General features: G+C 37.6%; 14 protein-coding genes. 12 read left to right on the top strand and 2 right to left on the bottom strand.

Features of this window, described 5'->3' with window-relative positions; genetic code table 11:
• Positions 1-106: 106 nt before the first annotated feature.
• The 3 genes from AC5WOF_RS07180 (at position 107) to AC5WOF_RS07170 (ending at position 2,365) form a co-directional block, all read left to right on the top strand.
• Positions 107-691: a TetR/AcrR family transcriptional regulator gene (locus tag AC5WOF_RS07180; RefSeq protein ID WP_496049260.1), complete on the top strand. Its 585-nt coding sequence runs from the start codon at positions 107-109 to the stop codon at positions 689-691.
• Between the two features lie 167 nt (positions 692-858).
• Positions 859-2,016, top strand: a complete 1,158-nt coding sequence (locus AC5WOF_RS07175) for an MFS transporter (protein WP_496049259.1) — start codon at positions 859-861, stop codon at positions 2,014-2,016.
• 37 nt (positions 2,017-2,053) lie between these two features.
• Positions 2,054-2,365 (top strand): hypothetical protein, encoded by a 312-nt coding sequence (locus AC5WOF_RS07170; RefSeq protein ID WP_496049258.1) that lies wholly within the window; start codon positions 2,054-2,056, stop codon positions 2,363-2,365.
• A 250-nt stretch (positions 2,366-2,615) separates the two neighbouring features.
• Here AC5WOF_RS07170 and AC5WOF_RS07165 read toward each other — a convergent pair whose 3' ends face one another.
• The gene (locus AC5WOF_RS07165; protein ID WP_496049257.1) at positions 2,616-3,005 is read right to left on the bottom strand and encodes an Hsp20/alpha crystallin family protein; all 390 of its coding nucleotides are present in this window, start codon (positions 3,003-3,005) and stop codon (positions 2,616-2,618) included.
• 227 nt (positions 3,006-3,232) lie between these two features.
• Here AC5WOF_RS07165 and AC5WOF_RS07160 point away from each other — a divergent pair, with 227 nt between their 5' ends.
• The 6 genes from AC5WOF_RS07160 to AC5WOF_RS07135 all read left to right on the top strand — a co-directional run bounded on the left by AC5WOF_RS07160 (position 3,233) and on the right by AC5WOF_RS07135 (position 8,380).
• Complete coding sequence (locus tag AC5WOF_RS07160) at positions 3,233-4,756, top strand: spore germination protein (RefSeq protein WP_496049256.1); 1,524 nt, start codon at positions 3,233-3,235, stop codon at positions 4,754-4,756.
• Positions 4,753-5,775, top strand: coding sequence for a Ger(x)C family spore germination protein (locus AC5WOF_RS07155; protein ID WP_496049255.1), 1,023 nt, complete (start codon positions 4,753-4,755; stop codon positions 5,773-5,775). The genes AC5WOF_RS07160 and AC5WOF_RS07155 overlap by 4 nt, the downstream gene beginning before the upstream one ends.
• Positions 5,769-5,930, top strand: coding sequence for a Ger(x)C family spore germination C-terminal domain-containing protein (locus AC5WOF_RS07150; protein WP_496049443.1), 162 nt, complete (start codon positions 5,769-5,771; stop codon positions 5,928-5,930). The genes AC5WOF_RS07155 and AC5WOF_RS07150 overlap by 7 nt, the downstream gene beginning before the upstream one ends.
• 261 nt (positions 5,931-6,191) lie before the next feature.
• A complete protein-coding gene (locus AC5WOF_RS07145; RefSeq protein ID WP_496049254.1) occupies positions 6,192-7,301 on the top strand; it encodes a GerAB/ArcD/ProY family transporter in 1,110 nt (369 codons plus the stop codon).
• A gap of 176 nt (positions 7,302-7,477) precedes the next feature.
• A complete protein-coding gene (gene thpR, locus AC5WOF_RS07140) occupies positions 7,478-8,044 on the top strand; it encodes an RNA 2',3'-cyclic phosphodiesterase (protein WP_496049253.1) in 567 nt (188 codons plus the stop codon).
• 105 nt (positions 8,045-8,149) lie between these two features.
• Positions 8,150-8,380 (top strand): DUF3951 domain-containing protein, encoded by a 231-nt coding sequence (locus tag AC5WOF_RS07135; RefSeq protein WP_496049252.1) that lies wholly within the window; start codon positions 8,150-8,152, stop codon positions 8,378-8,380.
• A 58-nt stretch (positions 8,381-8,438) separates the two neighbouring features.
• Here AC5WOF_RS07135 and AC5WOF_RS07130 read toward each other — a convergent pair whose 3' ends face one another.
• The gene (locus tag AC5WOF_RS07130; protein ID WP_496049251.1) at positions 8,439-9,386 is read right to left on the bottom strand and encodes an alpha/beta hydrolase; all 948 of its coding nucleotides are present in this window, start codon (positions 9,384-9,386) and stop codon (positions 8,439-8,441) included.
• A 246-nt stretch (positions 9,387-9,632) separates the two neighbouring features.
• Here AC5WOF_RS07130 and AC5WOF_RS07125 point away from each other — a divergent pair, with 246 nt between their 5' ends.
• The 3 genes from AC5WOF_RS07125 to AC5WOF_RS07115 all read left to right on the top strand — a co-directional run bounded on the left by AC5WOF_RS07125 (position 9,633) and on the right by AC5WOF_RS07115 (position 13,339).
• Positions 9,633-10,400, top strand: a complete 768-nt coding sequence (locus AC5WOF_RS07125; RefSeq protein ID WP_496049250.1) for a divergent polysaccharide deacetylase family protein — start codon at positions 9,633-9,635, stop codon at positions 10,398-10,400.
• 323 nt (positions 10,401-10,723) lie between these two features.
• Positions 10,724-12,334, top strand: coding sequence for a peptide ABC transporter substrate-binding protein (locus tag AC5WOF_RS07120; protein WP_496049249.1), 1,611 nt, complete (start codon positions 10,724-10,726; stop codon positions 12,332-12,334).
• Between the two features lie 75 nt (positions 12,335-12,409).
• A complete protein-coding gene (locus tag AC5WOF_RS07115) occupies positions 12,410-13,339 on the top strand; it encodes an ABC transporter permease (RefSeq protein ID WP_496049248.1) in 930 nt (309 codons plus the stop codon).
• Positions 13,340-13,341: the final 2 nt, after the last annotated feature.

Below are 13,341 nucleotides of genomic sequence, written 5' to 3'. Positions count from 1 at the left end.
CGAAGCTTGCGACTTCAGTCGTGAGAGGTTCACGATACAATCATCTACAGAACTGTTCTGTCTCGTAAGAAAAGAATAGGAAACCAATCTTGTTGAGGTGGAAATCATGGTAACAACACGTACTCCGGCACGTCAACGTATTTTAGAAATGGCATCCAATTTATTTTATAAAGAAGGAATTCGTTCCGTTGGTGTAGATAAAATTGTAGAACAGTCAGGTGTTGGGAAGGCGACGCTTTATCGTCACTTTCCAACTAAAGATGATTTAATCGCTGCTTACTTAGTGGAACAAGATCATTTAAATTGGAAACACTTCGATGAAGCGATTGCACAACGAGGAGATTCACCAAGAGACCAGTTGTTAGGGTTAGTTGAAGCAACGATTGATTTTCTAATGGAACCCGGATATAGAGGATGCGCGTTCTTAAATGCACTTGCGGAATTTTCAGAAGAAAATCATCCTGCTCATCAGCTTGCAATTGAGTACAATCGTGCTCTGCGATTAAGAATCTCTCGTTTAAGTGAACAAGCAGGTATAAAAGATGAGGAATTAACCAATCAACTTTTACTGGTGATCAATGGTGCAATGTCATCTGTGCCCGTAATGGGATCGGAGGTTTCCGGTACGCAGTTAAGAAATATTGCTACGGAATTGATTGATAGACATCTGCAAAAAAAGCAGAAATCATAAGTTGCATAAACCTCCTAATCGGGGTTTATGCAATAATTTTTACCCATTACAGAACAGAACTGTTCCGTTCTATTCGGTTAATAAACTATATAAAAAGGTTTAAACGAGCCAAATGTATCAAAAATAAATATGTTTTCAGAGAATTTTAGGTTTTAGGAGGGTGTTGTGTGAACAGAGGGATATATATTTTAACACTTGCAACATTTGTTACAGGTACAGTGGAATTGGTTATCGCAGGGATCTTAGACATGGTTTCAACAGAATTACACGTTTCATTAGGTACAGTAGGTTTGTTGGTCTCTGTGTATTCTCTTGTTATCGCATTTGGGACACCTATTTTTAATGTTTTAACGGCAAAAATAGAGAGAAAAAGGTTATTAGTTGGGTCTATGCTTATTTTTATTCTAGGTAATATCTTTTCAGTCTTTAGTCCAAATTTTGCTGTTCTTATGATTGCTAGAGTGATTATAGCTGTAAGTTGTTCCGTTATCGTTGTAAATGCGCTGACGATAGCCTCAAAAATCGTAAAACCAGAAATAGTTGGACGTGCGATGGGACTAGTTTTTATGGGAATAAGTGCTTCTCTTGTTTTAGGGATACCCTTAGGTACATTTATCGCTGAACAATGGGGTTGGCGCATGACTTTTCTTTTAGTTGCTGCATTGAGTGCTGTCTCGACATTAGGAATACTCAAATTTCTACCCCATATTCCTCCTCAGCCAACTGTCCCAATCCGAGTGCAGTTATCAGCACTGAAGAATGCAAAAATTATTTCTGCTCAGACCATGGTTGCTTTGATGTTGATCGGGCATTTCACTATTTATACTTATTTTAGTCCATTTCTTCAGCGGACAATGGGATTATCTATCGGAATGATTAGTATTATTCTGTTAGTCTTTGGTATCTCAGGGGTTTTAGGAGGTTGGATCGGTGGTTGGTCAACTGATAAGTTCGGTGGTGCGAAAACATTTTTAATTATATTGATATTATTTAGTTTGTCTCTTTTTGTCTTACCGTTTGCTGCTGCTTCGTATTATACATTAATACCAGTTATCGTGATTTGGGGTATTTTAGCTTGGGCCCCAGCTGCACCAATACAAAATTATCTCATCCAGACCTCTCCAGAAACAGCTGACATTCAAATAAGTTTGTTTACTTCTTTTATGCATTTAGGAGTAGCTATCGGCTCTGCTTTCGGTGGATACATTGTAAACCACTATCCTGTAACAATGAATGCATGGGTAGGGGGATTGATGGGCTTGCTTTCATTTTTGATAGGTGTTTATTCAGTAATGTATAAGAAAAATCCAAATATAGAGCGATGAGCTCAATTCGTCGGCCCAGATGGCTCTGACGGCGGAGTTGGACTCCGACTGGCTGGCCGGCAAGATCGCCGAACGGATCGAGAAGGATCTCGACAACCCGGAAGGGATGATCCATTCTCGCTTCAACGAACTCATCGATGGCGTGCTCGCCAGTGCCATGGACGACAAGCACTTCGTCGACGGCATCGTCGCCAGCGCCCACAGGGAGTTCGTCGAGGAGCAGCAGTCCGTCGAGGAGGCGCCCGCGGCGCCCAGCGATCTGCTGGTGTTCCAGCTGACGTTCTTCCGCTGGTTCCCGACGGATTCGTCGGGTCGCTGCATCCGCTGCGGTAACCGCCACTTCCTCTGAGCAAGGGTTCTCCCCGTCCGCGGTTGTGCTGTTACAGTACAACCCGCGGTGCGGGGGAATGTATAATCGTATTCGTTTAAATAAAATTTTTTAGCATGTTTAAAAAACCTCTAGCCTACGGTACTAGAGGTTTTTGTCATTCACTCATGAATTATGCTCCTTTTGAGTTTTTTTCTCCAAAAAACAAAAGTAGTAATGAGATAAAAAATGCAAAAAGCTGATTCCTGATCATCAAAATCAGCTTTATTACCTATACTTTTGGTATCCTTATCTCCAAAACTCCATCATGACAGGATGTTTTTACCCCTTCATGGGATACAAGGCTAGGCAGGGAAATAGAGCGGTGAAAACGTCCTGCATAACGCTCTCGACGAAACATATTTTCTTCTCGGATATCTACCATTTTGTTGATGGAAGCCTGAATCGTTAAGACATTTTTTTCGATCTGAATGTTCACATCTTCTTTGCTTATCAGTCCTGGAATTTCGCAAGTTGCCACTATTTCTTCCTCTGTCTCCTGTATATCCACTTGCATCCTTTCAAATTTCTGTGTGTTTCCAAGAATGGATGGAAAATCAGCAAACAATCGATCAAACTTTTTGCTAAGTTGTCGAAATGGGTCATTAGGCAGCAATGACATACGTTAACCTCCTGGTCTCTTCTGTGTGGGTTTTTGTCTTTTTATATAGAGATATTCCAAAGCAAGAAAAAAGTTCAGGTTTTATTGAATGTGTATGGGTAGAACCTGCAACTCCCTCTATACTTCAACTATATAGGCTCCATTAATGTGTACAAAAAATTTTTGTTAACAATGGAAAAAGAAGCAAAGAATACAATCATAACATTTTAAACAGGATGGAATACAAGATGAGTTTTTTCAAGCGAATGGACCAAGGAACATTAGAAGTTCCGAAAGAAAGAAAAGAAATAAAGAAAGAGAAATTATGGAAAACTTTAGAGGATAATGTAAAACAGATAAAAGAAGAAATGGGGGAAAGTAAGGATATTATTTTCCGTAAAATTCAATTTGGAAAAGAAAGAAGCTTACAGGCTTGTATTGTTTACACAGAAGGACTAGTAGATAAAAAGTCTGTCCAACAACATATATTAGAACCACTTTTATTAGAAATGAAAGGAACTGAGTTAGAAGAGTTAGTGATGCTCAGTGATCAACCTCTTATTTTATTGGAAGAATCTGTATTGACAGCAGGGGATATTCAGGAAGTTTATGATTTTGAAACAGTGTATGCAGATTTGTTAGCTGGATATGCTATTTTTTTACTTGATGGAAGCAGCATTTGTTTAGCGATCGGTTTAAATGAATCAAAAGAACGTGGAGTAACAGAACCCACGACGCAAACGGTTGTTAGAGGTCCTAAGGAAGGATTTTCAGAAACATTAGGAACAAATATTGCTTTAATTCGAAGAAAAATTAAAGATCCAAAATTCAAGTTTGAAAATATGTCTGCTGGTAAAGTAACACAAACCAGTGTAGCAATTATGTATATAAATGGACTAGTGGATGAAAAGTTAGTGCAAGAAGTTCGTACACGCTTAAAAAAAGTGGATCTGGATAGTGTGTTAGAAGGAGGGATGATCGAAGAGTCCATTCAAGATAAGAAATTTACTCCCTTTCCGACTATTTTCAATACAGAACGTCCAGATGTTATTGCAGCAGGATTGCTGGAAGGGAGAATAGCAATATTAGTAGATGGAACACCTTTTGTTCTCTTAGTACCTGCCATATTTGTGCAATTTCTTCAATCACCGGAAGATTACTATCAACGGACAGATATTGGGACAATCGTTCGGATTGTTCGTTATATTGGACTTTTACTGGCACTATTCGGGCCAGCAATTTATATTTCAGTCACTACCTTTCATCAAGAAATGATACCTTATCCTCTTCTCCTCAGCATAGCTGCTCAACATGAAGGAGTACCTCTTCCTACCTTTGCTGAATCTCTTTTGATGCTGTTAATGTTTGAGATTTTAAGAGAGGCAGGAGTAAGGATGCCGAGAGTTGTCGGTCAAACGGTATCCATTGTCGGAGCAGTAGTTATTGGTCAAGCAGCTGTGTCCGCAGGTATTGTTTCGGCAGCTGTTGTTATTGTGATATCTATTACTGCGATAGCAAGTTTTGTACTGCCAGCAAATAATATGGAAATCGCCGTTCGTATCTTACGAGTAGTATTTATGCTCATCGCAGGATTATTTGGATTAGTTGGAGTGATTATTGGAATTGCGGCTCTGGCTATTCATTTGTGCAGCATACGTTCATTTGGAGTACCCTATATGAGCCCATTAGCGCCATTTGTGATGGGGGCTCAAAAAGATGCTTTGGTTCGTCTGCCGCTAACTCCGACAAATAAGGAGAGTGAGAAAGGATGATCCGGATCATTTGGATTGCCCTTCTGATGATAAGTATGATGTGTACAGGATGTTGGGATACTAGAGAAATAGATGATTTAGCACTTATTACGGCAATGGGAATTGACAAGGAGAATGGAGAGTATTTGCTGACGACTCAAGTCGTAAATCCTACTGCTGTTGCATCCCAACAAGGTGGAGGAAGCAACCAGTCTCCTGTTTTTATGTATCGAACGAAAGGAAAGACATTGACGGAAGCACTACATAAGAGAATGACATTAGGTTCTCGAGAAAACTACACTTCTCAAGTGAAAATCCTCGTATTAGGTGAAAATTTAGCAAGAGAAGGAATCAATGAGTTTACAGATTATCTGTCAAGAAGTTCTGATTTAGAACCGACGTTTTATATCGTTATTGCTAAAAAAGCAACAGCAGCACAAATATTGAATACGATGACTCCGGTAGCAAAAAGTCCTTCAGATATGATTTATTCTTCCATTCAAACACTAGTCAGGACAAAAGGAACTGTGCTTGCGACTACTACAGATGATCTATTAGCAAATATCATGAATGAAGGAGAAGAGGCCAAAATAACTGGTATCGAAGTAATAGGAGATAAAGAAGATGGGTCCGATGAAAATACAAAGAAAATAGTTCCTAAAAAATTATTGAAAACCAATACGATCTCGGCTTTCCATAATGATAAATTGGTCGGCTGGCTTTCAGATGATGCTAGCAAAGGGCTGGTGATGATCTTAAATAAAATGAAATCGACAGATATAAATGTTCCATGTCCAAAAAATTCAAAAAGGCGATTAGCGATGGAAGTTATTCACACCAAAACAAAAGTGAAAGGATTGGTAAATAATAATCATCCTAAAATCTTACTAAAAGTAGAATCAGAGTTAAATATAAATGAATCCCAATGTAGAGATCTAGAAGATATAAATACGTTAAATAAGCTTTCAAAACAAGAAATAAAACGAATTATTACCACTGCCATTTTTGCAGCACAAAAAAATATCGAACCGATATTTTAGAATTTGGACATGCTATCCATCGCTCAGATGCAGAATATTGGGCGAAAAATAAAACAAAATGGGATCGTATTTTTGTAGGGCTGCCTGTAAGTATTCAAAGTGAAGTCAACATTACTTTTACTGGAACAACCCAAGGGTCCATGACACAGCGATAAAGGAGTATCGCAAAAGTGGGAGTGATAATGCTCTGTATATTTTTTTTCTATATCGTTTCAAAAGAAGTACCCATTCTGTGGAAAAAAAAGCAAAAAAGGATAGTTGGATTATATCTTTTCCTCATTTTAATCGGATTCGGATTAAGTATATCTCTATCTTTGCATATAACTGTTCCCAATCCATCAAATATTGTTGTCTATACGATGCAACCGCTGAAAGATTATATCTACGATTTATTGGATTAAAAAGGAGTAGATTTGGTGGGAAATAAAATTCAGATAACTCCTCATCAACTTATCACATTTCTGTTGGCTTTTATGGTTGGTGATGAGATTGCGCTTTTACCCCCCATTCAAGCGGCAGATGCAAAGCAAAATGTTTGGTTTGTGGGATTGCTCAGTTTGGTAATCGGGTTGCTTATCCTTTTGTTTATTTACTATCCTGTAAGCAAGTTTTATCCGGAAAAAAACCTTGTGGAATACAGTGAAAAATTATTGGGATCTATGTTTGGAAAACTGTTTACATTCTTTTTTGTTTTATATTCTTTTTACTATGCTTGTCTCACCTTGCGGTATATAGGAGACTTCTCTACTTCGCAAATTTTGCCGAAAACACCAAAAGTAGTTATCTATATTTTATTTGCCATCATTGTTGTGATGGGGCTGCTGGAGGGAATGGAAACGATTGCACGCAGTATTGAAATCTTATATATTCCGTTGTTCGGAGCAATTACCTTGTTAGGTGTAGCATTGATTCCAGTAGTAGAAATCAAAAATCTATTACCGCTTTTCGAGGGGGGATGGAAACCAATTGTACAGGGATCTATTACTTTTGTAAGCTTACCCTTCATTGAATTAATTTTTTTTCTTATGCTGGTACCCTATGTGAAACCGCAGGAAAAAGTAAAAAAATCTTGGCTGCTCGGTGCTTTACTAGGAGGAGCTTGTCTTGTTATGTTTGCAATTATGTGCATAATGACACTAGGAGTAAATATTACTGCCGACCAACTTTATCCTGGATGGAAGATAGCTAGAAAAGTGAGTCTTGGTGAGTATTTCCAAAAAATTGAAGTAGCCATTAATTTGATGTCTTTTTTTTCCATGTATGCACGTATATCATTGTGTTTCTATTGCTCTTTGATTGGGTTGACACATTTGTTCCGTATAAAGGATTCGCGGCCTTTCATTATTCCGTTTGGTATCTTACTGGTCACTTTTACAGCCATTGTATCAACAGATACGATCTATCTTGCTAATTTACATCGATTAAAACCTTTCCTCGATTTCTTTTTGGCATTTTTGCCTATATGTCTTATGCTAGCCATCGGATTTATCCAAATGAAATGGAGAAACCGGAAAAAGGAATTATGAGGTATTGGACGTACTCTGTTTCTGTATAAAAAGGTTGTTGTATAATTGACTTATAATATCGATAAATTAAGCTATTTTCTTAGTAGGTCGTTGAAAACACCGAACTCCTTGATTATTAAGGGTTTCACAACATTGAACTAGTTAATGTGAACGAAATGCAAAGAAGGCGGGTCTTTATGGAACAAAAACAAGAAAGACGTATATTTGTTGCACTTCCATTGCCAGCTTCTCTCCGAGAGCAATTAGGAGAATGGATAAAAGAAACACAAAATGAGTTGTCTTTTCGCAAATGGATACACCCACAAGATATACATATTACGCTTCATTTTTTGGGAAGTACTTCGCAAGAACAATTAGAAGAGACGATACAGGCTCTAAGGACAGTATGTCAGCAGCAGGTTCCTTTTGAGCTTTTTATCGATGGTTTGGGAACTTTCGGTAAGTTGGATCAACCTCGTATTTTTTGGGCGGGTGTCGGGGGGCAATTAGATGAGCTTCGACAATTACAAAAAAGGGTTACAACTGCCTTAGCTCCTATTGGATTTCCTCCAGAAAGTCGTCCTTACAATCCCCATATTACCCTAGCCCGAAAATATACTTCCAGTGATTTTGATCGTAATCAATTAACTTCGTTAAATGTTGGCAATTTCAAATGGATTGCGGATCGAGTTGTACTTTATGAGACGATATTGGGGAAAGAGCCCATGTATCACGAAATAGGTACTTTTTCTTTTGTAGATTGAAGATTTAGGGAACAAGAAGAAAGAAATTAACTTCTTAGGAGTGAGGGGCAAATGAATCAGAGCAGAAGCCCTATCTTTACCCTTCAACTGAAAGGATAAAGTTTAATGTTTATGATGATCGTGATGTTATTACCATTAGCTGTTATTACATCGTTGATCGGTGTTGTATTGTATAAATTTTATATCCAACGAAGAACGATTGAAACAGTCTACACTCCATTTGATTATATAACCGGCCAAACCTCAACGGAATTTCATGAAGAAAAAGAAGAGAAGGAAGAAAATCAAGATAACGGAGATGACAGGGACAAAAGGTTATTGCGTAATTCAAAATAGTGTTTTTACTAAATAAACATTCAGAGAAAAAAGAGCTGAATTTATGTCATCAGCTCTTCTAAACCACTTCCACACTATCATTTACAAATACTTCTTGAAGAAAAGTACTGACCTCCTCTTCATATCGTTTTTTATTTCGCAGGAAGGAATCACCATGTCCAGCTCCTTCCGCGATGTATAAACGTTTCAATCCTCTTTGTTTAGCCTCATATAATTTTTTGCTCATATAGGTAGGGATGTAGTGATCGCGGTTACCATGAATAAAGAAAATAGGGACATCGCTATTGGCAACTGCTGAAATAGGGCGGACGTCTGAAAGTCGGAAACGGGCAAATATTTTCACAAGCAGACCAATCGTATGATAAAAGATAAAAGTAGGAGCTTTATAGATATGTTTTATTTGATATCGGATGAGTTCTGCGAGATCAGAGTAGGGACAGTCTGCTATGATGAATTTGGCGTGTTGGTTAATATGAAGGTATTCGAGAGCTGTTCCGCCGCCTAGGGAGATGCCATGCAGTCCGATGAGAGTATCAGCTCCGATATGCTCTCGAATCCAGTTTACCCAGCTGTCAATGTCATATTTTTCATAGTAACCATAGCTGGTGTGCGTTCCTTCACTCTCTCCATGAGCACGATGATCAATCGCAAGTAAATTAAATCCATGTTTGATATACAGATCAGTAAATTGCATAGACATTGGATATGCCCTTGTATAACCATGTAGTAAAATCATAACTTTTTTAGAAAGTGGGTTTGTTTCAATATAGTAGCTATGAAGCTTTAATCCATCTTTATTTTCAATCACAATTTCTTGTTTGGATAGTTTCTCAAACTGTGTTTTTGTATAAAGTCCCCTTTTTTCCACCACTTTAAAACATTCTTCTGGTGTGAATTTTTTCTTTTGGGTTATGTTTCGATAGCCAAACAGTGAAATACTGTATATCACGATGGAAATCAGTAAAAATATAAAAAATATAGTAGCAAGAACCCACCAGCTGATCATTCTGATGCCTCCTTCATTCGATATTATAAGATTCTAAACAATATTAAAAATGATTTTATACCAATATTAAAATATATTATAACAGACTGTTTCAAGTGTAATTTGGATAAGTTTATAAAAACTTTAAGACTAAATGGAAAGAATTATTAACTTATAATGGAAAGTGGAAAAAGAAAACAGAGGATAAAGGGAAGCAAAAATGCACATCATGAAATTATTATCCTAAAGTAAAGGAAAGTGTATAAGGTGAGATATTTTCATTTGTTTGCAGTATTTCTATTAGCTAGTGTTTCCATGCTAATAGGTTTCTCTAACTCTCCTCCATCCACAAAACGAGTTGCCATTATTATTGATGATTTGGGCAATGGCTTAAAAGGAACAGATAAAATTTTTTCTATAAATGCTCCATTAACGGTAGCAATCATGCCATTACTCCGAACTTCAAAAGAAGATGCGATTCAAGCAAGGAAGGCAGGCTTTGAGGTACTACTGCACTTACCAATGGAGTTTTATCACGGGAAAAAATCTTGGCTTGGTCCAGGTGCAATAACTACTGATATGTCTACCGAAGAAATTAGAAAGCAAGTACGGGCTGATCTCGATAGTGTGCCGTATGCTAAGGGGATCAATAATCATATGGGTTCAAAAGCAACAGCAGATGGGAGGGTTGTCCATGCAGTATTGGAGGTAGTGAAGGAAAGGAATTTGTTTTTTGTGGATAGTGGAACAAGCACAGATTCTAAGATTATTCGGGTAGCAAGGGAAATGGGAGTACCTGTAACCAAACGAAATATTTTCTTAGATAATATCAATAACAGACATGATATTGATCGCCAGTTAAACCATCTGATCAAGAGAACAGTGGAAAAAGGCGATAGTATTGCTATTGGTCATGTTGGGATACAAGGAGACAATACTTCTCGTGCGATAGAGTCTTCACTGTCTGTATTTCAGCGAGCAGGCATTCAAATTGTTCCAGTGTCTTCCCTGTTGTCCATAGAAAAAAATAAATAGAATCGAATAAGAATACGTTGTAAAATTATTCGATGTATTGATATTATAATATCAGTACAGAGGCTAACATCTGATAAAATAAGAAAAAAAGGGAGAAAAATCCAAAATGATCAACTTATTTTTTTAGATATTTAAAGGATAAATGCACATTTGTATACATTTCCCAAAAGATTACAGTTTACAGATGCTTTATCTTTATTTTAAAATAACAAATAGAGCTTTATTATATTTGTGAATGACCATTCATTCAGAAAATTTACGAGTTTAAGACCATTTGGTCTTGACTATATAATCCAGCAGTACTAATTCGAGGAGGATAAGGAATGAGCAAGAAGAAATGGTCTATATTCACTGCCATTATCTTGGTTCTTAGTATGGTATTAGCCGCTTGTGGCGGAGGTGGCGCAGATGATGCTTCCAAAAATACGTTAGTATTGACGGATAAATCGGAACCGCCAAATTTAGATAGTGCTAAATCGACCGACCAAGTATCTTTTCAAATCTTGACGAACTCACTGGAAGGATTAATGAGGCTGGATAAAGATCTAAAACCAGCACCAGGTATTGCTAAAAGTTATGATGTAAGTTCAGATAAACTAACCTATACGTTCCACCTTCGTGATGCAAAATGGAGCGATGGGAAAGCCGTAACAGCAAATGATTTTGAATATGCATGGAAACGTGCGCTAGACCCAAAAACTGCTTCTGAATATGCTTATATTCTCGAACCTGTAAAAAATGCTATGGAGTACAATGCAGGCAAAGCAAAAGCAGAAGATGTAGGGGTAAAAGCACTTGATGCGAAAACGCTTCAAGTTACATTAAAAGCGCCATCACCCTATTTCTTGGAATTAACAGCATTTTCTACCTTCATGCCACAACGTGAAGATATCGTTAAGAAATATGGCGACAAATTTGCTTTAGAAGCAAAGAACATGGTGTATGATGGACCATTTTCTATTGATAAATGGGAACACGGTGTAAGCGTTCACTTAACCAAAAACAGCAATTATTGGGATGCTAAAAATGTAAAATTGGCAAATGCAGAGGTTAAGTTCCTAAAAGAGGAATCCACTCGTGTGAACTTATATAAGACAAATAAAGTCGATTTCACCGAGATTACCAAAGATTTTGCTGATGCATACAAATCCAATCCCGAAAGATTCGTATTAAAGGAATCTTCTGCATGGTATCTTGAATTTAACCAAAGAGAAGGCTTCTTGAAAAACAAAAAACTTCGTCAAGCTATCGAACTAGCAATTGATAAGAAAACATTGACGGATGCAGTATTAAAAACTGGTTCCACTCCAGCTGGGGCTTTAGTACCACCAGATATTCATGCAACTGGAGACAAAAAATTCCGCGATATATCAAAAGAGCAAGTTTCTTATGATCCTAAAAAAGCGAAGCAACTATGGGATGAAGGATTAAAAGAAGAAGGTCTTAAAAATCCTGTGAAACTCGATGTTCTTGGTGATGATACTACAAATGCAAAAGACCAAATGGAATTCATTTCTGATCAATTGGAAAAAAATCTTGGCGTCCAAGTTACTACATCTCCTGTAACGTTTAAAGAGCGTCTCCAACGAGGAAAAGATGGTAACTTCCAATTGCTATTATCTGGTTGGGGTGCAGATTACAACGATGCAATGAGTTACTTAGACATTTTCACGACTGGTCAAAGCTATAACCGTGGAAGATGGAGTAACACAGAATACGATGCTCTCATTAAAAAGTCGAAAAATAATCCAGACTTTGAAGCTCGTATTCAAGATCTAGCTAAGGCTGAAAAGATTTTAATTGATGATCAAGGAATCGCTCCACTCTACTACCGTACTCGATTAAGCCTTCTAAAACCTTACGTAAAAGGTGCAGTTTGGAACACAACATGGGGATTCTTTGACTTAAAAGGCGCATATCTAGACGGCAAGTAAGAATGACCTAATAAGGTATATGTCATTAGGGCATATACCTTATATTTTTGTTTTGGTGGGGAGGAGTGAGGTAACTTGGTAAAATATACATTAAAAAGATTTGGTCTAATGCTTCTTACGCTGTTTATTATTGTAACTGTAACTTTTTTTCTTGTTCGGATGCTTCCGGGGACACCACTAGCAAATGAAGAAAAATTACCACCAGAGATTCGAGATCAAATCTTACAACAATACGGGTTAAAAGACCCATTATATATTCAGTATTTCAAGTTTATGGGACACCTTGTTCAAGGTGATTTAGGCATGTCACTCAGTCAAAGCGGGCGTTCTGTCAATGAATTGTTAAGTGATCGTATAGGCCCTTCAGCGACTATTGGCTTTCAAGGGATTCTCATCGGTATTGTTATCGGTTTGTTATTAGGGATTGCTGCTGCTTTAAAACGCGGGACATGGGTGGATAGCTTAGCGTCTGCTACAGCAGTATTTGGAGTTTCCATACCGAACTTCGTTTTGGCAGGATTGTTATCTTACTGGATAGGGGTTAAGTTTGGTTGGCTGCCCCCTGCTTTATGGGGTGGTTATGAGTATACCATCTTACCTTCGCTAGCTTTGTCTGTTTATGTCATTGCACAAGTATCACGGTATATTCGTACTGAAATGGTAGAAGTACTTGACCAGGATTATATTCGAACAGCGAAAGCAAAAGGCTTGGCTTGGAGAAAAATTATTACGAATCATGCATTGCGCAATGCCATGATTCCTGCTGTTACGGTATTAGGTCCGTTAACTGTTAATATTTTGACTGGATCGCTTGTCGTGGAAAATATTTTTGGGATTCCAGGGATCGGAAATCTCTTTGTAGAATCGATCATGGTCAATGACTATACCACTGTTTTAGGAACAACGATTTTCTATAGTATCTTGTTTTTAGGTGTTACTTTTATTGTTGATGTTTTATATGGGATTATTGACCCACGTATTCGGATTTCAGGTGCTAAGGAGTGATG

This window comes from Shimazuella sp. NTD250, from assembly GCF_059510375.1.
Note: the sequence above shows the minus strand (reverse complement) of the source record. Positions and strands in the feature narration are given on the sequence as shown.